This window comes from Herbaspirillum sp. 1130 (genome assembly GCF_017833835.1).
Lineage (GTDB): Bacteria > Pseudomonadota > Gammaproteobacteria > Burkholderiales > Burkholderiaceae_D > Herbaspirillum > Herbaspirillum huttiense.
Genome location: NZ_JAFICQ010000001.1, coordinates 1,428,198 through 1,454,155, shown reverse-complemented (window position 1 = coordinate 1,454,155; position 25,958 = coordinate 1,428,198). Strand labels below are relative to the sequence as shown.

General features: G+C 62.3%; 22 protein-coding genes. 18 read left to right on the top strand and 4 right to left on the bottom strand.

All coding sequences use genetic code 11. The features are described 5' to 3' along the window. Positions 1 to 34: 34 nt before the first annotated feature. The 4 genes from acnA to JOD78_RS06290 all read right to left on the bottom strand — a co-directional run bounded on the left by acnA (position 35) and on the right by JOD78_RS06290 (position 5,557). The gene (gene acnA / locus JOD78_RS06305; RefSeq protein WP_134136004.1) at positions 35 to 2,746 is read right to left on the bottom strand and encodes an aconitate hydratase AcnA; all 2,712 of its coding nucleotides are present in this window, start codon (positions 2,744 to 2,746) and stop codon (positions 35 to 37) included. A 142-nt stretch (positions 2,747 to 2,888) separates the two neighbouring features. Further along, complete coding sequence (locus JOD78_RS06300; RefSeq protein ID WP_034333994.1) at positions 2,889 to 3,428, bottom strand: hypothetical protein; 540 nt, start codon at positions 3,426 to 3,428, stop codon at positions 2,889 to 2,891. Between the two features lie 20 nt (positions 3,429 to 3,448). Then, the gene (locus JOD78_RS06295) at positions 3,449 to 4,450 is read right to left on the bottom strand and encodes an aldolase/citrate lyase family protein (protein WP_209566884.1); all 1,002 of its coding nucleotides are present in this window, start codon (positions 4,448 to 4,450) and stop codon (positions 3,449 to 3,451) included. A gap of 117 nt (positions 4,451 to 4,567) precedes the next feature. Further along, the gene (locus JOD78_RS06290; RefSeq protein WP_121041917.1) at positions 4,568 to 5,557 is read right to left on the bottom strand and encodes a malate dehydrogenase; all 990 of its coding nucleotides are present in this window, start codon (positions 5,555 to 5,557) and stop codon (positions 4,568 to 4,570) included. Positions 5,558 to 5,673: 116 nt separating this feature from the next. Here JOD78_RS06290 and JOD78_RS06285 point away from each other — a divergent pair, with 116 nt between their 5' ends. The 18 genes from JOD78_RS06285 (at position 5,674) to JOD78_RS06200 (ending at position 25,842) form a co-directional block, all read left to right on the top strand. Further along, the gene (locus tag JOD78_RS06285; RefSeq protein ID WP_209566882.1) at positions 5,674 to 5,826 is read left to right on the top strand and encodes a hypothetical protein; all 153 of its coding nucleotides are present in this window, start codon (positions 5,674 to 5,676) and stop codon (positions 5,824 to 5,826) included. Positions 5,827 to 6,023: 197 nt separating this feature from the next. Next, complete coding sequence (locus JOD78_RS06280) at positions 6,024 to 6,809, top strand: GntR family transcriptional regulator (protein ID WP_034333992.1); 786 nt, start codon at positions 6,024 to 6,026, stop codon at positions 6,807 to 6,809. A 166-nt stretch (positions 6,810 to 6,975) separates the two neighbouring features. Continuing rightward, on the top strand, positions 6,976 to 7,386 hold the full coding sequence (sdhC, locus tag JOD78_RS06275; RefSeq protein WP_039785325.1) for a succinate dehydrogenase, cytochrome b556 subunit: 411 nt from the start codon (positions 6,976 to 6,978) through the stop codon (positions 7,384 to 7,386). A gap of 2 nt (positions 7,387 to 7,388) precedes the next feature. After that, positions 7,389 to 7,754, top strand: a complete 366-nt coding sequence (sdhD, locus tag JOD78_RS06270) for a succinate dehydrogenase, hydrophobic membrane anchor protein (protein WP_088753354.1) — start codon at positions 7,389 to 7,391, stop codon at positions 7,752 to 7,754. Positions 7,755 to 7,756: 2 nt separating this feature from the next. Then, positions 7,757 to 9,535 carry a succinate dehydrogenase flavoprotein subunit gene (gene sdhA, locus JOD78_RS06265; protein ID WP_209566879.1) on the top strand — a complete coding sequence of 593 codons (1,779 nt, stop codon included), beginning with the start codon at positions 7,757 to 7,759 and terminating at the stop codon, positions 9,533 to 9,535. 11 nt (positions 9,536 to 9,546) lie between these two features. Continuing rightward, the gene (locus tag JOD78_RS06260; protein ID WP_006463281.1) at positions 9,547 to 10,257 is read left to right on the top strand and encodes a succinate dehydrogenase iron-sulfur subunit; all 711 of its coding nucleotides are present in this window, start codon (positions 9,547 to 9,549) and stop codon (positions 10,255 to 10,257) included. A 132-nt stretch (positions 10,258 to 10,389) separates the two neighbouring features. Beyond that, on the top strand, positions 10,390 to 10,674 hold the full coding sequence (locus tag JOD78_RS06255; protein WP_008329929.1) for a succinate dehydrogenase assembly factor 2: 285 nt from the start codon (positions 10,390 to 10,392) through the stop codon (positions 10,672 to 10,674). Positions 10,675 to 10,833: 159 nt separating this feature from the next. Continuing rightward, positions 10,834 to 12,135: a citrate synthase gene (gene gltA / locus JOD78_RS06250; RefSeq protein WP_034333988.1), complete on the top strand. Its 1,302-nt coding sequence runs from the start codon at positions 10,834 to 10,836 to the stop codon at positions 12,133 to 12,135. Positions 12,136 to 12,502: 367 nt separating this feature from the next. Continuing rightward, entirely contained in the window at positions 12,503 to 15,367 is a 2,865-nt protein-coding gene (locus tag JOD78_RS06245; RefSeq protein WP_121041915.1) for a 2-oxoglutarate dehydrogenase E1 component, read from the top strand. Positions 15,368 to 15,455: 88 nt separating this feature from the next. Next, positions 15,456 to 16,697 carry a 2-oxoglutarate dehydrogenase complex dihydrolipoyllysine-residue succinyltransferase gene (odhB, locus tag JOD78_RS06240; RefSeq protein WP_088753356.1) on the top strand — a complete coding sequence of 414 codons (1,242 nt, stop codon included), beginning with the start codon at positions 15,456 to 15,458 and terminating at the stop codon, positions 16,695 to 16,697. Between the two features lie 121 nt (positions 16,698 to 16,818). Then, positions 16,819 to 18,246 (top strand): dihydrolipoyl dehydrogenase, encoded by a 1,428-nt coding sequence (gene lpdA / locus JOD78_RS06235; RefSeq protein WP_134135998.1) that lies wholly within the window; start codon positions 16,819 to 16,821, stop codon positions 18,244 to 18,246. 146 nt (positions 18,247 to 18,392) lie between these two features. After that, positions 18,393 to 19,490, top strand: coding sequence for a cell division protein ZapE (zapE, locus tag JOD78_RS06230; RefSeq protein WP_134135996.1), 1,098 nt, complete (start codon positions 18,393 to 18,395; stop codon positions 19,488 to 19,490). Positions 19,491 to 19,501: 11 nt separating this feature from the next. Continuing rightward, positions 19,502 to 20,449 (top strand): hypothetical protein, encoded by a 948-nt coding sequence (locus JOD78_RS06225; RefSeq protein ID WP_134135994.1) that lies wholly within the window; start codon positions 19,502 to 19,504, stop codon positions 20,447 to 20,449. Between the two features lie 101 nt (positions 20,450 to 20,550). Beyond that, positions 20,551 to 20,757: a YdcH family protein gene (locus tag JOD78_RS06220; RefSeq protein ID WP_006463294.1), complete on the top strand. Its 207-nt coding sequence runs from the start codon at positions 20,551 to 20,553 to the stop codon at positions 20,755 to 20,757. A gap of 150 nt (positions 20,758 to 20,907) precedes the next feature. Continuing rightward, positions 20,908 to 23,121, top strand: coding sequence for an ATP-dependent DNA helicase (locus JOD78_RS06215; RefSeq protein ID WP_227022672.1), 2,214 nt, complete (start codon positions 20,908 to 20,910; stop codon positions 23,119 to 23,121). A 1-nt stretch (position 23,122) separates the two neighbouring features. Continuing rightward, complete coding sequence (locus tag JOD78_RS06210) at positions 23,123 to 24,070, top strand: flagellar brake protein (protein WP_121041907.1); 948 nt, start codon at positions 23,123 to 23,125, stop codon at positions 24,068 to 24,070. A gap of 72 nt (positions 24,071 to 24,142) precedes the next feature. Further along, positions 24,143 to 24,880, top strand: coding sequence for a 5'/3'-nucleotidase SurE (gene surE / locus JOD78_RS06205; RefSeq protein ID WP_134135992.1), 738 nt, complete (start codon positions 24,143 to 24,145; stop codon positions 24,878 to 24,880). Further along, the gene (locus JOD78_RS06200; protein ID WP_034333980.1) at positions 24,877 to 25,842 is read left to right on the top strand and encodes a protein-L-isoaspartate(D-aspartate) O-methyltransferase; all 966 of its coding nucleotides are present in this window, start codon (positions 24,877 to 24,879) and stop codon (positions 25,840 to 25,842) included. The genes surE and JOD78_RS06200 overlap by 4 nt, the downstream gene beginning before the upstream one ends. The last annotated feature ends 116 nt before the right edge of the window (positions 25,843 to 25,958 follow it).

The window sequence follows — 25,958 nt, the reverse complement described above, 5'->3', positions numbered from 1 at the left end:
GCGTTTCTGTACTGCAGGGGACTACGGACGCTGCTTAGGCTGCCAGCAGCTGACGCAGCACGAACGGCAGGATGCCGCCATGCTTGTAGTAGTCCACTTCGATCGGGGTGTCGATGCGCAGCAGCAGCTTGACTTCCTGAGTCTCGCCGTTCTTGCGATGGATCACCAGGGTGGCTTCCTGTTGCGGCTTGATCTCGCCTTCCAGGCCCTTCAGGTCGAAGCTTTCTTCACCGGTGATGCCCAGCGACTGCACGCTGTCGTTGCCCAGGAACTGCAGCGGCAGCACGCCCATGCCGACCAGGTTGGAACGGTGGATACGCTCGAAGGAACGTGCGATCACGGCCTTCACTCCCAGCAGCTGGGTGCCCTTGGCAGCCCAGTCACGGGAGGAGCCGGTACCGTACTCTTCGCCACCGAAGACCATGGTCGGGGTACCTTCAGCCACGTACTTCATGGCGGCGTCGTAGATCGACATTTCTTCACCGGAAGGCTGGTGAATGGTGATGCCGCCTTCAACGCGCGAGCCGTCTTCCTTGGCCGGAATCATGAGGTTCTTGATACGCACGTTGGCGAAGGTGCCGCGCATCATGATCTCGTGGTTGCCGCGGCGCGAGCCGTAGGAGTTGAAGTCCGCCTTCAGCACGCCATTGGCTTGCAGCCACTTGCCGGCCGGGCTGGATTCCTTGATGGAACCGGCCGGGGAGATGTGGTCGGTGGTGATCGAGTCGCCGAACACGCCCAGGGCGCGGGCACCGCTGATGCCGGTGGCAGCAGCCTTGGGCTCTTCGCTGAAGTTCTCGAAGAACGGCGGCTCGGCGATGTAGGTCGAGCTCGGCCAGTTGTAGACTTCGCCCTTGGCGACGCCCTTGATGGCTTCCCACAGCTTGCCGGGAGCGCCCTTCACATCGGCGTAGTTTTCCTTGAAGGTCTTGGCGTTCATGGCGAACTTCAGCAGCTTTTCGATCTCTTGCGAGGTCGGCCAGATGTCGCCCAGGTAGACGTTCTTGCCGCCCTTGCCCTTGCCGACCGGTTCGGTCATCAGGTCACGGGTGACATTGCCGGCGATGGCGTAAGCCACGACCAGCGGAGGCGAGGCCAGGAAGTTGGCGCGGATGTTCGGGTGGATACGGGCTTCGAAGTTGCGGTTGCCCGACAGCACGGCGGCCGCCACCACGTCGTTCTTGACGATGGCTTCGTTCATGGCCGGGGTCAGGTCGCCGGCGTTGCCGATGCAAGTGGTGCAACCGTAGGCGGTCACGCCAAAGCCCAGCTTTTCCAGGTACGGCAGCAGACCAGCCGCTTCCAGGTACTTGGTCACCACGCGCGAGCCAGGCGCCAGCGAGGTCTTGATGTGCGGGGCCACCTTCAGACCGGCTTCCACGGCCTTCTTGGCCAGCAGGCCGGCTGCCAGCAGCACGCTCGGGTTGGAGGTGTTGGTGCAGGAGGTGATGGCGGCGATCAGCACGTCACCGTTGTGCACATCCACGCCGTCGGCGTTCTTGTAGGACGCGGTCAGGTCTTCGGCCTTCTTGTTGAAGCCGTTTTCAGCGGTCGGCTTGGTGAAGAGGTCGGAGAAGGTGGACTTGACGTTGCCGATCTCGATGCGGTCTTGCGGACGCTTCGGACCTGCCAGCGACGGGGCAACGGTGCCCAGGTCCAGCGAGACTTCCTGGGTGTAGTCGATCTGGCCGGCCTTGGGCACGCCGTACAGGCCTTGCGCCTTGAAGTAGGCTTCGAAGGCGTCGATCTCGGCCTTGGTGCGGCCGGTGCCCTTGAAGTAGTCGATGGTGGCGTCGTCAACCGGGAAGAAGCCCATGGTGGCGCCGTATTCCGGGGCCATGTTGGCGATGGTGGCGCGGTCGGTCAGCGACAGCGATTCGGTACCTTCACCGAAGAATTCGACGAACTTGCCCACGACCTTGGTCTGGCGCAGCAGCTCGGTGATGGTCAGCACCAGGTCGGTGGCGGTGACGCCTTCGCGCAGCGCGCCGGTCAGGTTCACGCCGACCACGTCCGGGGTCAGGAAGTAGACCGGCTGGCCCAGCATGCCGGCTTCGGCTTCGATACCGCCCACGCCCCAGCCGACCACGCCGATGCCGTTGATCATGGTGGTGTGGGAGTCGGTGCCGACCAGGGTGTCAGGGTAGTAGACACCGGTCTTGTTGTGCACGCCGCGTGCCAGGTATTCCAGGTTGACCTGGTGCACGATGCCGAAGCCCGGGGGCACCACGCCGAAGGTGTCGAAGGCTTGCATGCCCCACTTCATGAACTGGTAGCGCTCGTTGTTGCGCGAGAATTCCAGCTTCATGTTCAGGTCCAGTGCCTTCTTCTCGCGGAAGTGGTCGATCTGCACCGAGTGGTCCACCACCAGATCCACCGGGACCAGCGGTTCGATGTTCTTGGGGTTCTTGCCCAGCTTGCTGGCGACGTTGCGCATGGCGGCCAGGTCGGCCAGCAGCGGCACGCCGGTGAAGTCCTGCAGCACCACGCGGGCCACCACGAAGGGGATCTCATCCACGCGGGCGGCCTTGGCACCCCAGTTGGCCAGTTGCTTGACGTGTTCTTCGGTGACCTTCTGGCCATCGCAGTTGCGCAGCACCGATTCCAGCACGATGCGGATCGACACCGGCAGACGCGAGATATTCACGCCCAGCGACTTTTGCAGGGCGGGCAGGGAGTAGAACTTGCCCTTCTTGGAACCGGAAATCGGGAATTCCTTCAGGGTGTTCAATGTGTTGCGAGACATGGCCTCTTCTCCTTAATTTGGCAATTTAGTGATGCTAGCTAGTCGAATCCGGTTTGCGCTGCAATGGTGAACTGCGGGGTGCTGCCTGATTCTGTGATTCTGTGTTGCTTGATACGCGATGAGCTGGCGGTTGCCTGCCGGCTCAGTTCTTCTGGGGTGCCGCGGCGACGGTGGCTGCCGGTGCTGCTTCGGCGGCCTTGATCTGCTCGGCGTTCTTGCATTCATTGGCCAGTTGCTGGCCCTTCTTGGAGTCCAGCAGCAGGCCCTTGGCCGGGATACCGATCCAGACCAGGCCCATCTTGCGGTTTTCGAAGCGGTTGGCGCCGGTGGTGGTTTCCACGCGGGTCAGGCGGTGGATGCGCTTGTCCCAGCGGATGGCGATGTGCTTGTCGTCGGCTTCGTTCTTCCAGATGGTCAGCTTGTGCCCCATTTCGCACTGGAAGTCGGCCGACAGGGTGCCGCCCAGTTCGGGTTCGCTGTCGTCATCTTCGGCGTCGGAAGAGAACGGCATCTTGGCGGCGGGGGCTGCTGCAGCCGCAGCCGCGGCCTTCTTGGCCGGCGCCTTCTTGACGACCTTTTTCTTGGCCGCCGGTTTGGTATCGGTTTCAGCGTGCGCCGCAGTGATGCCGGCGGTGGCGAAGAGGGCGCCCAGCAGGGCGATGAGAGTCAGGTGCTTTTTCATGGACGTCGGTCGAAACAAGTTTACTGCGTGGTTGAGGGGGAGTCGCCGCGGGCGAACCAGGGTGCAGTCTCCGGCGGCAGCGCGGTGCCGGTGGCGTGCGCGCGTTGCAGGATACTCCAGTAATAGCGATAACTGGCGCGGTCGTGCAGGTTGCCCTGATGCTGGATCGGGCCCCACTGCACCGCCTGCGCCTTGAGCAAGATCTGTGCCGCCAGGTCGGCTTCTTCCGTGGCCGGGGACATGGCCTGCACGATCGGGCGAATCTGGTCAGGATGGATGCTCCACATCCGGGTATAGCCAAACTCCTGTGCCGCGCGGCGCGCATCGTCAGCCACGGCGGCGGGATTCTTGATGTCGGTGGTCACGTTGTGCGACGGCACCTTGCCATGCGCATGGCAGGCGGCAGCAATCTCCAGCTTGGCGCGGCGCACCAGCGGATGGTCGAACTGTCCGGGCGAGCGCATCGCGCTGCCAGGAATGGCCCCGTAATGGGCCGAGACGAAATCCATCACCCCGAACGACAGCGACTGCACCTGGGGCAGGGCGGCGATCTTGCCGGCGTCAGCCAGCGCGCCATGGGTCTCGATCAAGACCTGCACCGGCAACTGCGCACGGCCGGCCGCATTGGCGGTACGGTTGATGCTCTCCAGGGCGCGGCGCACGTCGTCGATCCCTTCGGGCTTGGGCAACATCACGTAAGCCAGCTCGCGCGCAGCGGCGCCGCAGATGATGGCCACGTCCTGCTCGAAATGCGCATGGCCCACGTCATGCAGGCGCGCGCCGACGCGGCGGTGGACATTGCCGGGGCCGGCGATGAGCGAGGCGACCAGTTCGGCATGCGCGGCTTCATTGCCGGCGGCAGCGCCATCTTCACAGTCGAAGGTGATGTCGAACAAGGGACCGAGCTCCTGCTGCAGGGCCATCGACTTGCGCATCAGCTTTTCAGAGCCGGCGTAGTGATCGCACACCGGAAGCGAAACCGGTTGCTGGGCACCTGGGAACAAGACCTGGGAAGGATGCATTGCTGCGATTGAGAGCGGGGTAAGGTTGTCGGAACGGGTGATGTTACGTACTGCAATACGGCGATGCTGCAAAACGATCGGCGCGGCAGCCGGCAAGGGCCGCCGCGCCGTGGTCAATTAGCCGACCAGATGCTTGACGCCTTCGCGTTCTTCCAGCAGTTCCTTGAGCGTGATGTTGATGCGCTCTTGCGAGAACTCATCGATCTCCAGGCCCTGGACGATCTTGTACTCGCCGTTTTCGGTGGTCACCGGGAAGCCGAACATGGTGCCTTCGGGGATGCCGTAGGAACCGTCGGAGGGGATACCCATGGTGGTCCACTTGCCGTTGGTGCCCAGCACCCAGTCACGCACGTGGTCGATGGCGGCGTTGGCGGCCGAAGCGGCCGAGGACAGGCCACGGGCTTCGATGATGGCGGCACCGCGCTTGCCGACGGTGGGCAGGAACACGTTCTTGTTCCATTCCTGGTCGTTGATGGTGTCCTTGACGGAAGCGCCATCGGCGGTCGCGAAGCGGTAGTCGGCGTACATGGTCGGCGAGTGGTTGCCCCACACGCACAGCTTTTCGATGGCCGAGACCGGCTTGCCGATCTTGGCAGCCACTTGCGACAGAGCGCGGTTGTGGTCCAGGCGCAGCATGGCGGTGAAGTTCTTGGCCGGCAGGTTCGGGGCCGACTTCATGGCGATGTAGGCGTTGGTGTTGGCCGGGTTGCCGACCACCAGCACCTTGACGTTGCGCGAAGCCACGGCGTCCAGTGCCTTGCCTTGCACGGTGAAGATCTGGGCATTGGCTTCCAGCAGGTCCTTGCGCTCCATGCCGGGGCCACGGGGACGGGCGCCCACCAGCAGGGCGATGTCGGCATCCTTGAAGGCGGTCAGCGGATCGCTGTGGGCGGTCACGCCAGCCAGCAGGGGGAAGGCGCAGTCGTCGATTTCCATGATGACGCCCTTGAGCGCCTTCTGAGCCTTCTCATCAGGGATTTCCAGCAGTTGCAGGATGACCGGCTGGTCTTTGCCCAGCAGGTCGCCGTTGGCGATGCGGAACAGCAGGGAGTAACCGATCTGACCGGCGGCGCCGGTGACGGCAACACGCATGGGGGCTTTAGCCATGTTGAATCTCCAAAAGAGGTGATGAAAAAAAGCATTCAGACTGCAGCGAAGCGCAGCTTGCGGTCACGTCGCGCAAGGCGCGGCAGGGCCGTGTAGCGGTGGCTTCTGGTTTGCGCATGAAAATGCGCGACTTCCTCGAATTCTTGTTAGGCCGCCATGATACCGTCGAAAACGCAGCGAGTCAGTTGGTTTCGGACCGGGCTCTGCCGACAAATCAAAAACCTGTCAAACTTGTGTTCTGCCTGCAGAAAACCACCGCATCGGAATGATCTTGATGAGAGCGATTCTCGTTATCGTCTACTGGCCGGTACATCGCTTCCTGCCTGCCTTGCGGCTCTTCAGGTTGCTCGCGAGTGTAGGCTTGCGAAAGACTGCTGTCAATCAATATCTTATGTCTTATATAAGACATATTATTGCCTAGTTTTTGCTGGACGCCGGAAGGAGTTTTGTGGTGAAATTCGAGGTTATGAGCTCGATCCTGCCCAATTCAAACAACGTCGACGCGCACGCCGCGGGGGCGGGTGTTGCCAGTCCGGCGCCCACCTTCAGTCCGTTGTACCAGCAGATCAAGGCGCTCATCATGCAGCGCCTCGAAGCCGGTGAGTGGAAGCCCGGTGAGCTCATTCCCAGTGAAGTCGAGTTGGGCAGCCGTTTCAAGGTCAGCCAGGGCACGGTGCGCAAGGCCATCGACGAACTGGCGGCCGAAAACCTGGTGGTGCGCCGCCAGGGCAAGGGGACCTTCGTCGCCACCCATCACGAGACCCAGGCGCAGTTCCGCTTCCTGCGGCTGATGGCCGACAGCGACGAGCCACAGCGTCCCGAAAACAAGATCATCGAAGTCAAGCGCGTTCGCGCCTCGGCCGAAGTGGCCCGTCAGCTCGACATGAAGTCGGGTGACTCCGTCATTTTCATTCGCCGTGTCAAGTCCTTCAACGGCACTCCCATCATCCTCGAAGACATCTGGCTGCCTGGTGCCATCTTCAAGGGGTTGACGGCCGAGCGCCTCATGGAATACCGCGGGCCCTTGTATGGCCTGTTCGAGTCCGAGTTCGGCACGCGCATGATCCGTGCCGAAGAACGCATCCGTGCCGTCGGGGCGGATCCGGATGCCGCAGAGTTTCTGGGCGTAACGCCCCAAACGCCGTTGCTGAGTGTGGAGCGGGCTTCATTTACCTATGGCGACAAGCCGGTGGAAATGCGGCGCGGTCTGTACCTGACGACGAATCATCATTACCAAAGCGAGTTGAGCTGAGTAAACCGAAACCGGTCATGATCGGGTGCTGGCGGGTCCTGCCTGCCCAGCGCAGAAGGGCTGGTGTCAAGCCTTTTCGGCATGCTGCGAAGCGCAATAAAAGTTGATGGTGATTTCGAAAATCGGCGAAAATTGCATGATTGTTTTAAACTGAGGAGAACCTTGTATGTCTGAAGCCGCTAAACCACAACGGCCGCAATTTCGTAACATACACCTAACCCAAATTGCCGGCTATCGCATGCCTCTGGCAGCCATCGTCTCGATCATGCACCGCATCAGCGGTCTGTTCCTGTTCCTGATGCTGCCTTTCATCCTGTTCCTGCTGGACAGCAGCCTGCTCTCGGAAGGTACTTTCGCCTATCTCAAGGGCTTCGTCTCGGGCTGGTTCGTCAAGCTCGTCATCCTGGCACTTTCCTGGGCCTACCTGCATCACTTCTGCGCCGGCATTCGCCACCTGATCATGGACAACCACGTTGGCCTGGACAAGGACAGCGCACGCAAGTCCTCGGCAACTGTCCTGGTGGTCAGCATCGCGCTGATGATCCTGGTCGCATTGAAACTGTTCGGAGTGTTCTGAAAATGGCTGATAACAACATCGGACCCAAGCGCCTGGTCGTTGGCGCCCACTATGGCCTGCGTGACTGGCTGGCGCAACGCGCGACCGCCGTCGTGATGGCCGTCTACACCGTCATCCTGCTGGTGTGCTTCTTCACCTCGACCAACTTCAGCTACCAGGGCTGGGCGGCGCTGTTCTCGCATCAATGGTTCAAGGTGGCCACCTTTGCCGTGTTCATGGCGCTGTTCTTCCACGCCTGGATTGGCGTGCGTGACGCGCTGATGGACTACGTCAAGCCCGTTGGCACCCGTCTGGTCCTGCAAGTTGCCACTATCGTGTGGCTGATCGGTTGCGCTGGCTACGCTGCGCAGATTCTCTGGAGAAACTAATCGTGGCTGCTATCAAATCCGCCATCACTACCCGCCGCTTTGACGCGGTCATCGTCGGCGCCGGTGGCTCCGGCATGCGCGCCTCGCTGCAACTGGCCGAAGCCGGCCTGAACGTCGCTGTCCTGTCCAAGGTCTTCCCGACCCGCTCGCACACCGTGGCTGCCCAAGGCGGCATCGGCGCTTCGCTGGGCAACATGTCCGAAGACAACTGGTACTGGCACATGTTCGACACCGTCAAGGGTTCGGACTATCTGGGCGACCAGGACGCCATCGAGTTCATGTGCCGCGAAGCACCGAAGGCCGTCTACGAGCTGGAACACTTCGGCATGCCCTTCGACCGCAACCCGGACGGCACCATCTACCAGCGTCCCTTCGGCGGCCACACCGCCAACCTGGGCGAAAAGCCGGTGCAGCGTGCCTGTGCGGCCGCTGATCGTACCGGTCACGCGCTGCTCCACACCCTGTACCAGCGCAACGTGCGCGCCAAGACCCACTTCTTCGTGGAGTGGATGGCGCTGGACGTGATCCGCAACGAAGAGGGCGATGTCCTCGGCGTGGTGGCGCTGGAAATGGAAACCGGCGAAATCATGATGCTGCACGCCAAGACCACCCTGTTCGCCACCGGCGGTGCAGGCCGTATCTGGGCGGCATCGACCAATGCCTTCATCAACACCGGTGACGGCATGGGTATGGCCGCACGTGCCGGCCTGCCGCTGCAGGACATGGAGTTCTGGCAGTTCCACCCGACCGGCGTGGCCGGTGCGGGCGTGCTGATTACCGAAGGCGTGCGCGGTGAAGGCGGCATCCTGATCAACAGCAACGGCGAACGCTTCATGGAGCGCTACGCGCCAACCCTGAAGGACCTGGCACCGCGTGACTTCGTCTCGCGTTCGATGGACCAGGAAATCAAGGAAGGCCGCGGCGTTGGTCCCCACAAGGATCACGTGCTGCTGGATCTGCGCCACATCGGTGCCGACACCATCAAGAAGCGCCTGCCCTCGATTCTGGAAATCGCCCACAAGTTCGCCAACGTCGATGCGACCAAGGAGCCTATCCCTGTCGTGCCGACCATCCACTACCAGATGGGTGGCATCCCCACCAACATCCACGGCCAGGTGGTCGCGCCCAAGGGCGGTTCGATGAAGGAAGTGGTGCAGGGCATGTACGCCATCGGCGAATGCGCCTGCGTCTCGGTGCACGGCGCCAACCGCCTGGGTACCAACTCGCTGCTGGACCTGGTGGTCTTCGGCCGCGCAGCCGGCAACCACATCGTCGGCAGCCGCCTGCAGGACCAGAGCCACAAGCCGATCCCGGCCGGCGCCCTGGACCGCTCGCTGGAACGCATTGCGCACCTGGAAAGCAGCACCGGTTCCGAGCGCGTGCAGGATGTGGCCAACGACATTCGTGCCACGATGCAGAAGTACTGCGGCGTGTTCCGTACCGATGCCCTGTTGAAGGAAGGCGTTCAAAAGATCATGGAACTGGATGAGCGTCGCAAGCACGTCGCCTTCAAGGACAAGTCCAAGGTCTTCAACACCGCCCGCGTGGAAGCGCTGGAACTGGACAACCTGATCGAAACCGCCAAGGCCACCATCACCTCTGCCGAAGCCCGCAAGGAATCGCGCGGCGCCCACGCGCAAAGCGACCACGAGCAGCGCGACGACGTGAACTGGCTCAAGCATACGCTGTGGTTCTCCGAGGGGAATCGTCTCGACTACAAGCCGGTCAACATGCAGCCGCTGACCGTCGAGACTTTCAAACCTAAAGCACGTACTTTCTAAGAGGTCGCAACATGACTCGCACCCTGAAATTCAAGATCTACCGTTACGATCCGGACAAGGACGACAAGCCGTACATGCAAGACCTGACGGTGGAGCTGAAGCCCACCGACAAGATGCTGCTCGATGCCCTGCAGCGCATCAAGTCCGACGTTGACGATTCCCTGGCGCTGCGCCGCTCCTGCCGCGAAGGCGTGTGCGGTTCCGACGCCATGAACATCAACGGCAAGAACGGCCTGGCCTGCATCACCAACCTGAACGAACTGACCGAACCCATCGTTCTGAAGCCGTTGCCCGGCCTGCCGGTGATCCGCGACCTGATCGTGGACATGACGAACTTCTTCAAGCAATACGACTCGATCAAGCCCTACCTGATCAACGACAGCATCCCGCCCGAGAAGGAGCGCCTGCAGTCGCCCGAACAGCGTGAAGAGCTCGATGGCGTCTACGAGTGCATCCTGTGCGCCTGCTGCTCGACTTCCTGCCCGTCGTTCTGGTGGAACCCGGACAAGTTCGTCGGCCCGGCCGGCCTGCTGCAAGCCTACCGCTTCATCGCCGACAGCCGCGACGAAGCCACCGGTGCGCGCCTGGACAACCTGGAAGACCCGTATCGCCTGTTCCGTTGCCGTTCCATCATGAACTGCGTCGATGTCTGCCCGAAGGGTCTGAACCCCAACAAGGCCATCGGCAAGATCAAGGAACTGATGGTGCGCCGTTCGGTGTAAGCCGGATCGGTGTGATGCCTGCCAGACCCGCCGTCCATGGCGGGCGGCAGCAAGGGGGAGCAGGGTTGGAAGCGGCTTCCCCGACCGGTTCCTTCGGTTTTGGTCCGGTTGAAGTGAATGGAAAGACTAGAAATGAGCGAGTTCATGACTGAACAGCGTCACCAGGATGATCCGGCCAAGCGGGCGCGACTGCGCTGGCGTGCGCGCCGCGGGCTGCTGGAGAACGATCTGATCCTCACCCGCTATCTGGACGCCAACGAGGCCCAGATGAGCGACGACGAGGTGGATGCCTTCTCGCGCCTGATGGACCTGACCGACAACGACCTGATGGACTTGCTGCTGGCCCGCAAGGAGCCGGAAGCGGCAGTTGACCTGCCCCAAGTGCATGCGTTGCTGAAGAAACTGCGTACTGCCTGACTGTTGCACGAATATTGCGCCTGGCCACAAGCCAGACCGATTTTGCCCGATCGCGGCCTGTTCCCACTCGCCACCCGGCGCATCTGAACCACGATGACGCCCGGCTTGCGGTCGCGGCGTTTGATTAACGGTTTCACCATCCCAGCAAAAGGAAAAGCTATGTCCAATACCGATATCAAAGCTACCCTGTCGTTCTCCGACGGCTCTCCGTCCGTAGATTTTCCTATCTACAAGGGCAGCATCGGCCCTGATGTGATCGATATCCGCAAGCTCTACGGCGCTACCGGCAAGTTCACCTATGACCCGGGCTTCATGTCCACCGCTTCCTGCAACTCGTCCATCACCTACATCGATGGCGACAAGGGCGAACTGCTGTACCGCGGCTACCCGATCGAACAGCTGGCGGTGAACTGCGACTTCCTGGAATCCTGCTACCTGCTGCTGCACGGTGAACTGCCCAACGCCACCCAGAAGGAAGAATTCGTCAAGACCGTGACCCAGCACACCATGGTGCACGAGCAGATGAACTTCTTCTTCCGTGGCTTCCGCCGCGATGCGCACCCGATGGCGGTGCTGACCGGCTCGGTGGGCGCACTGTCGGCCTTCTACCACGATTCGCTGGACATCTCCAACGCCAACCACCGCGAAGTCTCGGCCATCCGCATGATCGCCAAGCTGCCGACCCTGGTGGCGATGGCCTACAAGTACAGCATCGGCCAGCCCTTCGTGTACCCGCGCAATGACCTGTCCTACACGGCCAACTTCATGCGCATGATGTTCGCCAACCCGTGCGAAGAGTATCAGGTCAACGAAGTCCTGGTGCGCGCACTGGACCGCATCCTGATCCTGCACGCCGACCACGAACAGAACGCTTCGACCTCGACCGTGCGCCTGGCCGGCTCCTCCGGTGCCAACCCGTTCGCATGTATCGCTGCCGGCATCGCCTGCCTGTGGGGTCCTGCCCACGGTGGTGCCAACGAAGCAGCCCTGAACATGCTGGAACAGATCGGCTCCGTCGAAAACATCCCCGAGTTCATCAAGCAAGTGAAGGACAAGAACTCCGGCGTGAAGCTGATGGGCTTCGGTCACCGCGTCTACAAGAACTACGACCCGCGTGCCAAGCTGATGCGCGAAACCTGCTACGAAGTCCTGAACGAACTGGGCCTGCACGACGACCCGCTGTTCAAGCTGGCCATGGAGCTGGAAAAGATCGCCCTGGAAGACGACTACTTCGTCTCCCGCAAGCTGTACCCGAACGTCGACTTCTACTCCGGCATCGTGCAGCGCGCCCTGGGTATCCCGACTTCGATGTTCACCTGCATCTTCGCCATGGCCCGTACCATCGGCTGGATCGCCCAGTGGAACGAAATGATCTCGGATCCGGAACAGAAGATCGGCCGTCCGCGTCAGCTGTTCGTGGGCTCGCCGCGTCGCGACGTGACCCCGATCGACAAGCGCTGATTGGCGGATGTTGTCCGTCTGCCTTGTCGGACGGACAACTAAGGCATCGCAACGCCGCGTTTCCCGTCTCCCGGGAGTGTGTGGAGGGGGGCAGCGAGGCCCACGCAGCAAGGCTTTGCGGGCGGGCGTTGGCAGGCGGAAACGCCCGTTGCTTCATGTTTCAAATAAAAAAGCGAATCCCTTAGGATTCGCTTTTTTATTTGATATTAGGAGATATAATTCCGATGCGCTGACTGGATGACGTACAGAAGTTCAGGTAGACAAGGTCCTTCCCCCACAACTTGATGCAATCCGCTAACCGGTCAGGCCGTGTCGCGGAAGGTGTAGAAACCCGCTAATCTCGCGAAGCGCGAAGAAAGGTGAGCAAATGACAAAGCTCTACGAGCAATACAACATCAACTCCTACCTGTTCGGTGGGAATGCTCCGTACATCGAAGAACTGTACGAAGCCTACCTGAACAATCCCGGCTCCGTCCCTGACAACTGGCGTGCTTACTTCGACGCCGTGCAACACGTTCCTGCCACCGACGGCTCCACCCGTCCCGATGTGGCCCACGCTCCGGTGATCGCTTCCTTCGCCGAACGTGCCAAGCAAGGCCCGATCCGCACCGTCATCGCTTCTGCCGACTCCGACATGGGCCGCAAGCGCGTCGCTGTAACCCAGCTGATCGCCGGCTACCGTGACCTCGGTTCCCGTTTCGCCAACCTGGACCCGCTGCAACGCCAGGAACGCCCCAACATCCCCGAACTCGATCCCTCCTTCTACGGCTTCACCGATGCCGACATGGACATCGTGTTCAACATCAACAATACCTACTTCGGCCCGGAAACCGCCTCGCTGCGCGACCTGCTGCAGATGCTGCGCGACACCTACACGCGCTCCATCGGTGCCGAGTTCACCTACATCTCCGACATGTCGGAAGTGCGCTGGCTGGAAGAGCGCCTGGAGCCGACTCGTGCCGTGCCCAGCTTCTCCTCCGACAAGAAGAAGCACATCTTGGAGCGCCTGACTGCCGCTGAAGGCCTGGAGCGCTACCTCCACACCAAGTACGTCGGCCAGAAGCGCTTCTCGCTGGAAGGCGGCGAGTCCTTCATCGCTTCCCTGGATGAAACCATCCAGCGCGCCGGTGAAAAGGGTGTGCAGGAAATCGTGATCGGCATGGCCCACCGTGGCCGCCTGAACGTGCTGGTCAACATCCTGGGCAAGACCCCGCAGGAACTGTTCTCCGAATTCGAAGGCCGTCACGCTGACGACCTGCCGGCCGGTGACGTCAAGTACCACCAGGGCTTCTCCTCGGACGTGTCGACCCCTGGCGGCCCGGTCCACCTGTCGCTGGCCTTCAACCCGTCCCACCTGGAAATCGTCAACCCGGTGGTCGAGGGTTCGGTCAAGGCGCGTATGGATCGCCGCGGCGACAAGGATGGTTCGCAAGTGCTGCCGATCCTGGTGCACGGCGATGCCGCCTTCGCCGGCCAAGGCGTGGTGATGGAAACCCTGAACCTGGCACAGACCCGTGGCTACGGCACCGGCGGTACCGTTCACATCGTCATCAACAACCAGATCGGTTTCACCACTTCCGATCCGCGCGACTCCCGTTCGACCCTGTACTGCTCGGACGTGGTCAAGATGATCGAAGCCCCGGTGCTGCACGTCAACGGCGATGATCCGGAAGCCGTCGTGTTCGCCACCCAGATTGCTGTCGACTACCGCATGAAGTTCAAGAAGGACATCGTGGTCGACATCATCTGCTTCCGCAAGCTGGGCCACAACGAGCAGGACACTCCCGCTCTGACCCAGCCGCTGATGTACAAGAAGATCGCCCAGCACCCCGGCACCCGCAAGCTGTACGCCGACAAGCTGGTGACCCAGCAGACCATCCCCGCCGATGGCGGCGAAGAACTGGTCAAGGCTTACCGCGCGGCGATGGATGCCGGCAAGCACGCCATCGATCCGGTGCTGACCAACTTCAAGAGCAAGTACGCCGTCGACTGGCTGCCGTTCCTGAACCGCAAGTGGACCGACGCAGCCGAAACCGCCGTGCCGCTGGCTGAGCTCAAGCGCCTGGCCACCAAGATCACCTCGGTGCCGGAAGGCTTCAAGGTGCACTCGCTGGTCGAGAAGGTCTTGAACGACCGCGCCGCCATGGGCCGTGGCGAAATGAACCTGGACTGGGGCATGGGTGAACACCTGGCCTACGCCAGCCTGGTTTCTTCCGGCTATGCCGTGCGCCTGACCGGCCAGGATGCCGGCCGTGGCACCTTCACCCACCGTCACGCCGTGCTGCACGACCAGAACCGCGAACGTTGGGATGCCGGTACCTTCATCCCGCTGCAGAACGTGGCTGAAAACCAGTCCACCTTCACCGTGATCGACTCGGTGCTGTCCGAAGAAGCCGTGCTGGCCTTCGAATACGGCTACTCGACCGCCGAACCGAACACCCTGACCATCTGGGAAGCCCAGTTCGGCGACTTCGCCAACGGTGCCCAGGTCGTCATGGACCAGTTCATCAGCTCCGGCGAAGTGAAGTGGGGCCGTGCTTCGGGCCTGGTGCAGATGCTGCCCCACGGCTACGAAGGTCAGGGTCCGGAGCACTCTTCGGCACGTATCGAGCGTTACCTCCAGCTGTGCGCCGACAACAACATGCAGGTCGTGCAGCCCACTACCGCTGCGCAGATCTTCCACCTGCTGCGTCGCCAGATGATCCGCCTGTTCCGCAAGCCGCTGATCATCATGACCCCGAAGTCGCTGCTGCGTAACAAGGATGCCGGTTCGCCGCTGTCCGACCTGGCCAAGGGTTCGTTCCAGACCGTGATTCCGGAAGTCGATGAAACCATCGACGCCAAGAAGGTCAAGCGCATCGTCGCCTGCTCGGGCAAGGTGTACTACGACCTGGTCAACGCCCGCAAGGAACGTGGCCAGACCGATACCGCCATCATCCGCGTCGAGCAGCTGTATCCGTTCCCGCACAAGGCCTTCGCGGCCGCGTTGAAGCAGTTCCCCAACTTCAACGAACTGGTGTGGGCACAGGACGAGCCGCAGAACCAGGGCGCATGGCTGCAGATCCAGCACAACATCTTCGAGAATCTCTCCGAAGGTCAGAAGCTGGCCTATGCAGGCCGCCCGGCCAGCGCCTCGCCGGCCGTCGGTTACTACGACAAGCACTACGCACAGCAAAAGGCGCTGATCGAAACTGCCTTCGCCAAGCTCAAGGGCTTTGTGCTGACCAAGTAATCATCGATGCAAACGGGACGCGCTGCGAGGGCAGTGCGTCCCTGTTTCCATAAGAACGAAATCACCCGAAAATCGGAGAATCCTGAAAATGGCTCAAATCGAAGTAAAAGTCCCGCAGTTGTCGGAATCCGTTGCCGAAGCAACCCTGCTGCAATGGCACAAGAAGGTTGGCGAACCGGTGGCCCGTGACGAAAACCTGATCGACATCGAGACCGACAAGGTCGTGCTGGAACTGCCCTCGCCGGACGCCGGCGTGATCACCCAGATCATCAAGGCCGACGGTGCCACCGTCGTGGCTGGTGAAGTGATCGCCATCCTGGACACCGACGCTTCCGCGCAAGTGGCCCCGACCGAAGTCAAGGCTGCCCCGGCACCGCAATCGACCAACGAACCGACCCCGGTTGCTGCTCCCGAGCTGGCCTCCAAGGGCGACGTCGCCATGCCTGCCGCTGCCAAGCTGCTGGCCGACAACAACCTGTCGACCTCGCAAGTCACCGGCACCGGCAAGGATGGCCGCGTGACCAAGGGTGACGTGCTGGGTGCCCTGTCGGCTCCCGCCGCTGCACCTGCTGCCGCTGCCAAGCCGGCCCTGGCGCAAGTTGCTGCCCCGGTCAAGGCTGGCCTGGAAAGCCGTCCTGAACAGCGCGTGCCGATGAGCCGCCTGCGTGCCCGCGTGGCCGAGCGTCTGGTGCAATCGCAATCGACCAACGCCATCCTGACCACCTTCAACGAAATCAACATGCAGCCGGTCATCGACCTGCGCAACAAGTACAAGGACAAGTTCGAGAAGGAACACGGCGTCAAGCTGGGCTTCATGTCCTTCTTCGTCAAGGCGGTCGTGCACGCCCTGAAGAAGTACCCGATCGTCAACGCGTCGGTCGATGGCAATGACATCGTCTACCACGGCTACTTCGACATCGGTGTTGCCGTCGGTTCGCCGCGCGGCCTGGTGGTGCCCATCCTGCGTGATGCGGACCAGATGTCCATCGCCGACATCGAGAAGAAGATCGGTGAATTCGGCCAGAAGGCCAAGGACGGCAAGCTGTCCATCGAAGAACTGTCGGGCGGTACCTTCACCGTCTCCAACGGCGGCACTTTCGGTTCCATGCTGTCGACCCCGATCATCAACCCGCCGCAATCGGCGATCCTGGGCATCCACGCCACCAAGGAACGCGCTGTGGTTGAAAACGGCCAGGTCGTGGTCCGTCCGATCAACTACTTCGCGCTGTCCTATGACCACCGCATCATCGACGGCCGCGAAGCCGTCCTGTCGCTGGTCGCGATCAAGGAAGCCCTGGAAGATCCGGCCCGTCTGCTGCTGGATCTGTAAGCAACCGGCCATCACGGCGTGAGCGAGGCGCTGAACGGCCCCCAGGCATTCAGCGCCTTTTTGCATCCGCTTTGGACCAAGAGATCAAAGCGGATGCGCACAACGAATCAGGAATACACACATGAGCAAGAATTTTGACGTGGTCGTCATCGGTGGCGGCCCCGGCGGTTACATCGCCGCCATCCGCGCAGCGCAACTGGGCTTCAACACCGCCTGCATCGACGAATGGAAGAACGAAAAGGGCGGCCCCGCACCGGGCGGCACCTGCACCAACGTCGGTTGCATCCCCTCCAAGGCGCTGCTGCAATCGTCCGAACACTACGAACACGCCAGCCACGGCTTCGCCGAGCACGGCATCGAAGTCAAGGGCCTGGGCCTGAACCTGGAAAAGATGCTGGGCCGCAAGAATACCGTGGTCAAGCAGAACAACGACGGCATCCTGTACCTGTTCAAGAAGAACAAGGTCACCTTCTTCCACGGCCGTGGCTCCTTCGTCAAGGGCGATGCCAATGGCTACGAGATCAAGGTCGCCGGTGCTGCCGAAGAAACCATCACCGCCAAGCACGTCATCGTTGCTACCGGTTCGAACGCCCGTGCACTGCCGGGCGCCGAGTTCGATGAAAAGCTGATCCTCTCCAACACCGGCGCACTGGCCATCTCCGAAGTGCCCAAGAAGCTGGGCGTGATCGGTGCCGGCGTGATCGGCCTGGAAATGGGTTCGGTCTGGCGTCGCCTGGGCGCGGAAGTGACCGTGCTGGAAGCCCTGCCGACCTTCCTGGGTGCCGTGGATGAACAGATCGCCAAGGAAGCCCAGAAGCTGCTGACCAAGCAGGGCCTGGCCGTGAACCTGGGTGTGAAGATCGGTACCATCAAGGCTGGCAAGAACAGCGTCTCCGTGGAATACACCGATGCCAAGGGCGAAGCCCACACCGGCGAATTCGACAAGCTGATCATCTCGATCGGCCGTACCCCCAACACCATTGGCCTGAACGCCGAAGGCGTGGGCCTGAAGCTGGACGAGCGCGGCTTCATCGCCGTGGATGGCGACTGCAAGACCAACCTGCCCAACGTGTGGGCGGTGGGTGACGTGGTGCGTGGCCCGATGCTGGCGCACAAGGCCGAAGAAGAAGGCGTTGCCGTGGCCGAGCGTATCGCTGGCCAACACGGTCACGTCAACTTCAACACCATTCCCTGGGTCATCTACACCTCGCCGGAAATCGCCTGGGTCGGCAAGACCGAGCAGCAGCTCAAGGCCGAAGGCGTGCAGTACAAGGCCGGTACCTTCCCGTTCCTGGCCAACGGCCGCGCCCGTGCGCTGGGCGATACCTCGGGCATGGTGAAGTTCCTGGCCGATGCCAAGACCGATGAGATCCTGGGCGTGCATATCGTCGGCCCGATGGCTTCCGAGCTGATCTCCGAAGCCGTGGTGGCGATGGAATTCCGTGCGTCGGCGGAAGACATCGCCCGTATCTGCCACGCTCACCCCTCGCTGTCCGAAGCGACCAAGGAAGCGGCCCTGGCCGTGGACAAGCGCGCATTGAACTTCTGATGCGCGATCAGTGCGACAATACGGGTCGCCGACGCCTGGCCAGCCCTTGGGGCTGGCAGCGTCCGAGTTGCCCGCATAGTGCGCATTGAGATGCCAACCCAATGGGCGAGCCTGGCTCGCCCATTGTCGTTTTACAAGACCACACCATGGATGTCCGTCAATTCTACGAACAGTCGCTGTCCCAGCGCGGTTATCAACCTGATGAAGCGCAGCTGCGTGCCATCGAGCGCCTGCAGCGCGCCTATGAGGAATGGGTCGCCTACAAGGCCCAGCGCGCCTCCGCCTTCAAGCGCCTGATCAGCCGCCCGGCCGTGCCGCGCGGCGTCTACATGTGGGGCGGGGTAGGGCGCGGCAAGTCCTTCCTGATGGACAGCTTCTATTCCGTGGTGCCGGTGGTGCGCAAGACGCGCCTGCACTTCCACGAATTCATGCGCGATGTGCATCGCCAGCTTGATGAACTGAAGGGAATTTCCGACCCCCTCGATGAAGTCGCCAAGCGCATCGCCAAGAAGTATCGCCTGATCTGTTTCGACGAATTCCACGTTTCCGACATCGCCGATGCGATGATTCTCTACAACCTCCTGAAGGGGCTGTTCGATCACGGCGTGTCTTTCGTGATGACCTCCAACTATGAGCCCAGCACGCTCTATCCGGACGGTTTGCACCGCGATCGCATGCTGCCGACCATTGCGCTGCTGCAGGAAAAGCTGGACGTCATGAACATCGATGCCGGCATCGACTACCGCAAGCGGGTGCTGGAGCAGGTGAAGGTGTACCACACGCCCCTCAACGCCAAGACCGATGAAGAATTGCGCACCGCCTTCGCCTCCGTGGCCGAGGCGGCTGATGAAGATCCGCGCGTCCACATCGAGGCCCGCGAGATCCGCGCCCTGCGCCGTGCGGGCAGTGCGATCTGGTTCGACTTCGCTACGCTGTGCGGAGGCCCGCGATCGCAGAATGACTACCTGGAACTGGCCAGCCGGTTCCAGACCGTGATCCTGTCTGGCATTCCGCGGATGTCCGCGGCCATGTCTTCGGAAGCGCGCCGCTTCACCTGGCTGATCGATGTTTTCTATGACCACAAGGTCAAGCTCATCATGTCGGCCGCGGTGGAGCCGGACGAGCTTTACACCGTCGGTACCCTTTCCAACGAATTCCACCGTACTGTTTCACGTATCATTGAGATGCAGTCGAAGGAATACCTGGATGCGGATCGCCGCTCGATTGCCGACAGCCTCTCCTGAACAACCACCTGATGAACAAGAAATCCATGCAAGGTCTTTTTGCCGATGCCAAAGGCGTCACTTCTTCCCTGTGCGGCCTGATGCTGGCCTTGGCCGCCGGTGCCAGCATGGCGCAAGGGCAGGCATCGGCCAGCGCCACGTCCGGCGCACAGCCGGGACGGATCCAGGCGCAAGCCCAGGGACAAGTCAGCCCGGCCGATGCCGGTGCGACACCACAGGCTGCTCCTGTTGCCCCCGCGCCCGTCATGAGCCGTGAACGCTTCGACGAACTGGAAGCGCGTGCGCCGATTGCGCAGCGTTATCCTGCCGGCTCCATCAAGTCCGACGAAACGGCACAAAAGGCGCTGGACGAAGCCGCCGAAGACCGGCAGGTGGCCGAACTGCGCTACATCCTTGATCAGCGTGCCTGCTATCCCAAATTCCTGGTCTCGGACTGCCTGGAAGCCGCGCGCGACCGCAAGCGCCTGACCGACAAGGGCATCAAGGCAGTGGAATACGAAGCCAAGGTGTTCCAACGCCAGGCCACCGTGGACGACCGTGATCGTTCACTGGCCGAGCAGCGCGCCAAGGACGAGGAAGATTCCGCCCGCCGCCTGGCCGACCAGAAGCAGAAGGAAGCCGATTCCGCCCGCAAGGTGCAGGAAAGCCGCGCCAAGAACAGCGAAGTCCAGCAACGTATCGACCAGAACAAGAACGTGCCGGCCGATTACCGTGTGCGTCAGCACGAGGCGGAAGTCCAGCGCCAGCAGGCTGAGGAAGCCGCGCGCGCACCGTCGCGCGCCGCCAACGCCGCCGAACGTCAGCGCCGCATTCAGGAAGCCGAGGAGCACCGCCTGGAAGTGGAGCGCAAGAAGGCCGAAAACGAGCGTGAACGCGCCGAGCGCAAGCAGAAGCAACAGCAGGACCAGCAACAGCAGGATCAGCCACAGCAGCAATCGCAGCAGCCCGCCGCCAAGTAAGGCGTTTTGACGCTGGCCCCTCCGTCCGCAGGCCCATGCCGATTTGGCGTGGGCCTGCGGGTGCATTACACTAGCAAGCACATCAGCAACCAGCCGCCATCATGACCAGTACGCATCGCGAAGACATCCAGCGCCGCATCATCGAACTCGAAGTCGAGCACCGTGATCTCGATAGCGTGATCGACATGCTCATCCGCGATGCCCGTTCGGAAGACCTGCAACTGCGCCGCCTCAAGAAGCGCAAGCTGCAACTGAAGGACCACATTGCGCTGCTGAAGATGCAGCTGGTCCCCGATATCCCCGCCTGAGCCCCGCTGCGCGCCTGCTCCTGCTGGCGAGCTTCTCGAAATCCGCGGTCCACGTTCCTGTGTCCTTCATGCGAGTCGGGGGTGTGCTGCCGACTCCGCGTAAAATAGCGCCTTGTTCCCAATGACGTGCAAGATGCGCCGGTATCGCCGATGCCTGCGCCACACGTGTTCTTCTACAGGTTTGCCGCAGTGACAGCTCCCGAAGCCCCCGCCCACAACGCCGACAGTCGCACCGCTCCCGCCGGGACGGAGGGCGCTGCCCCCGAAGAACCAGGTCTCCATGATGCCGAGGTCGAGCGCCTGTTCGGTGAAGGCGGTCCCTTGGGCGGTGCCGTTGGCAGCTATCGCCCGCGTCATGCCCAGACCGAGATGGCCAAGGCCATCGCTGACGCCATCGCCAATCAGGGTACGCTGATCGCCGAGGCCGGTACCGGTACCGGCAAGACCTTTGCCTACCTCGTCCCGGCCTTGCTGTGGGGCGGCAAGACCATCGTCTCCACCGGCACCAAGACGCTGCAGGACCAGCTCTTCAATCGTGATATCCCCACCGTGCGCAAGGCCTTGCATGCGCCCGTCTCGGTGGCGCTGCTCAAGGGGCGCAGCAATTATGTCTGCCACTTCCACCTGGAGCGCACCCTGCAGAACGGCCGCCTGACCGCGCGCGAGGATGTGGGCTACCTGCGCGAGATCTCGCGCTTCGTCAAATCCACTTCCTCCGGCGACAAGGCCGAGCTGACCAAGGTGCCGGAGACGGCTTCGGTATGGAATCTGGTGACCTCCACCCGCGATACCTGTTTCGGGGCTGAATGCCAGTACTACCAGGATTGCTTCGTCATGAAGGCGCGCAAGGAAGCGCAGCAGGCTGATGTGGTGGTGGTCAATCACCACCTGTTCTTCGCTGATGTGGCCCTGAAGGACACCGGCATCGCCGAACTGCTGCCCTCGGCCAATACCGTCATCTTCGACGAAGCGCACCAGTTGCCGGATACGGCCACGCTGTTCTTTGGCGAGACCATCTCCACCTCGCAGATTCTCGAACTCTGCCGCGACGTGCTGGCCGAAGGCCTGTCGCATGCCCGTGACGGTGCTGACTGGGCGCGTCTGGTGGCACCGGTGGAACGTGCGGCGCGCGATCTGCGGCTGGCTTTCCCGGAAGAATCGGTGCGCCTGGCACTGAACCAGATTGCGCCTTCCAGCGCCTTCTTCCCGTCGCTCGACACGCTGAAGGAGTGCATGGACGACATGATCGCCGTGCTCGAAAAACAGGCCGAACGTGCCGAGACCATCGAGCAGTGCCGCGACCGTGCCAATGAATTGCTGCGGCAGCTGGAAAACTGGGGCACGCCCGACGAACTGGCCAAGATCCAGGCCGAAGCCGCCGCCAAGGCAGCGGCCAAGCCCGCCGACAACAAGCGAGCAGGCGAGGGTGAGGAGCAGGAAGATTCGCCCGCGCAGAAACCCTTCTACGTGCTCTGGGTGGAAGCCTTCCAGTCCTCGCTGCAGCTGCACCGCACGCCGCTGTCGATCGCGCCCATCTTCAACAAGCAGCGCGAGGGTACGCCGCGTTCATGGATCTTCACGTCGGCGACGCTGGCAGTGAAGAAGGATTTCAATCACTACGCAGCCCAGATGGGCCTGTGGAATGCCCCGGCGCAATCGTGGCCGAGCCCTTTCAATTATGCCGAGCAGGGGCTGCTGTACGTACCGCAGAACCTGCCACAGCCGAATTCGTTTGAATACACCGATGCCGTCATCGATGCCGCACTGCCGACCATCGAGGCCGCCGGCGGCCGCTGCTTCTTCCTGTGCACTACGCTGCGTGCAGTCAATCGTGCAGCGGAGCGGCTGCGCGCCGAGTTCGAGGCGCGCGGCCATGATTTCCCGCTGTTCGTGCAGGGCGAGGCGGGACGTACGGAGTTGCTGGACCGTTTCCGCGCTGCGGGCAATGGCGTGCTGATCGGTAGCCAGAGCTTCTGGGAAGGCGTGGATGTGCGTGGCGACGCTCTGTCCCTGGTCATCATCGACAAGCTGCCGTTCTCGCCACCGGATGATCCGGTGCTGGCGGCCCGTATCAGCGAAATGGAAAAGCAGGGCCTGAACGGCTTCGTGCACCACCAGTTGCCGGCGGCCATCATCAACCTGAAGCAGGGTGCGGGTCGCCTGATCCGTGACGAGGGCGACCGCGGCGTGCTGATGATCTGCGATCCGCGCATCATCACCAAGAATTACGGTCGCCGTATCTGGCAGAGCCTGCCGCCCTTCAAGCGCACCCGCGAGCTGGAGGTGGTACAAGCCTTCTTCCGCGAGCAGGATGCACGCCGCGCCGCTGCCGCCGCCGGCGAGGACGCTGCGGCGGAGGGTTGAGATGGCAGATCACACCTCGCTGGTGCCGGTGCGCGCCTCCGAACTCGCCCTGGGCCGCCCCGCGCCCTGGCCGATCTACAACGATGCCGGCAAGCTCCTGCTGGCACGCGGTACCTTGATCGATACACCGGATCAACTGGCCGGGCTGATCGAAAACGGTCTCTACCGCAATGCCAACTGGATTGCCGAGCCGGATACCGAATCCGTACCGTTGCCGCAGGCACGCGACGTCTTGCGCAAGAAGCAGGGTGGCAAAAAACCTTTGAAGCCCTCTGCGGCAGTGCGCGGCCAGGAAACCGTGATCACGCTTGACGAGGTGCGCTGGCAGATCGGCGATACCTTGTGGCTGCAATTTGCCGACGATGCCGCGCAGCGCTATGCGGTGTCATTGGTGGGCTGCTTGCCCAACCGCAGTATCCTGGTGACAGCGCCACAAAAGGAGGGCAAGCAGCTCTTCGTGCGAGAAGGCCAGGGCTTCGTGGTGCGCGCCCTGACCGGTCGCCGCGCCTATGCTTTTGCGGCGCAACTGCTGAAGTACCAGCAAACTCCTTTCGTTTACCTTCATGTCTCCCTGCCCAAGGAGGTACGTTCCACCGTTATCCGCCAGGCCACCCGCGTGCCTGTCGGGGCGGAAGGCTATCTCGCGGTGGATGGCAGCCAGCCGCTGGCCGCCAGCGTGATCGACCTCAGTTTGGCTGGGGCTTCGCTGGTGGCGACCTCGCTTTCCGGCAAGGTGGCTGCAAAGAAGGGCGTGACGGGCCAGCTGCGTTTCGTGGCCTCGGTGGCGGACCAGCAGTTGCCGCTGGAACTGCCGGTGGTCCTGCGGACGGTGGAGTCTTTGGGGGAGGCCGATTTCCATCAGTACGGGGTGGAATTTGCGCAACTGACGGTGCGCGACAAACTGGTGCTGTCAGCCTATGTCTATCAGGAACTGACGCTGCAGGAATAGACGACGCAACAGGGCAGGAGAATGTCAGGAGGAGGGGCTGTCCAAAGCTCGGCTTCGGTTAAAATTCAGCCCATGAAAATCCTCATCAGCAACGACGACGGCTACCTGGCACCCGGCATCAATGCCCTGGCCGAAGCCCTCGCACCGATCGCCGACATCACCGTGGTGGCCCCCGACAGCAATCGCTCGGGCAGCTCCAATTCCCTGACGCTGGATCGCCCGCTGTGGGTGGAGCAGGCCGCCAACGGCTTCTACTATCTCAATGGCACGCCTTCGGACTGTGTCCACGTGGCGCTGACCGGCTTGCTCAAGGAGCGTCCTGACCTGATCGTCTCCGGTATCAACCAGGGCCAGAACATGGGCGACGATACGCTCTATTCCGGCACGGTGGCGGCGGCGACCGAGGGTTTTCTGTTCGGCATTCCTTCCATTGCGTTTTCGCAACTGCACAAGGGCTGGGGCGACCTGGAGTCGGCCGCACGCATCGCCCGCGAGATCGTTGAGCGCCGCTTCGACAGCCTGCCCAAGCCTTACCTGCTCAACGTCAACATTCCCAACCTGCCGTATGCGCAGATCAAGGGCTGCGTGGCAACCCGGCTGGGCAAACGCCACATGTCCGAGCCGGTGCACAAGCTGACTGACCCGCATGGTCGGGACCTGTACTGGATCGGCCCGGCCGGGGCCGCCAAGGATGGTGGCGAGGGCACCGATTTCCATGCGACGGCCAATGGCTACGTCTCCATCACGCCGCTGCAGATCGACCTGACGCACACCGCGCAACTGGACAATCTCAAGAAAGCGCTTGCATGAGCGACAAGCCCAGCCGCTTTCCGCTGAGCCTGTCCTCGGTGGTCGACAAGAAAAAGACCGCCAACGCCGGGCGGGATGCGGCTGGCCGGCCTCAGGCCACGACCCAGACGGCGGCCAAGAATGCCGCTCAGTCATCGCAGCGTGCGGCCTTGAAGCCGGTGCAGCAGGGCCTGGCCCAGGCGCTGCGTCCGCCGCCGGCACCACCGCGCGCGCCGCTAGCGCCGGCCCAGCCGCTGCTGAGCGCCGCGCCGGTGCCGCGCACGGCCGTCAGGAACGTCATGACGGTGACCCAGACTAATGCTTCCCATCATGCCTCGCCGCTGGCCTCGGAAGCGGTGCGCAAGGCCATGGTGGCGCGCGTGGCCAAGCAGGGTGTGGCCGATGCCAAGGTGCTGGCCGCGCTGGAGGCAGTGCCGCGCCACATGTTCGTGGAACCCGGCCTGGCCAGCCAGGCCTATATCGATGCGTCGCTGCCGATCGGCCATCACCAGACCATTTCGCAGCCCTACATCGTGGCGCGCATGATCGAACTGATGCGCCAGAATCGCCATGGCGGCCGCCTGGACCGGGTATTGGAGATCGGTACCGGCTGCGGCTACCAGGCCGCCGTGCTGTCACGGGTAGCCGGCGAGGTGTATTCCATCGAGCGCATCAAGCCCTTGCATGAACTGGCCAAGACCAATCTGCGTCCCTTGCGCGTGGCGAACATCCGCTTGCATTACGGAGATGGTATGCTTGGCCTGCCGCAAGTTGCGCCGTTTGATGGCATCATCCTCGCGGCGGCAGGTCTCGAAGTGCCGCAGGCCCTGTTGGAACAGCTCGCCATTGGCGGCAGGCTGGTAGCGCCCGTGGGCGAACGCCAGCAGGTGCTGGAACTGATTGAACGTGTCGGCCAGCGCGACTGGCGCCGTACCACCCTGGAACAGTGCCATTTCGTGCCGCTGCGGCCGGGAACGGTGTAGGTCGGAAAAGCCCGGCATGAGCAGGACGCAATGAGCAAAACCGGCGGATATCAGGTCCGCCACGCATCATCGAACAGGGAACGGGCGGCAACAAGCACAAGCATCCAAGCCGCGGG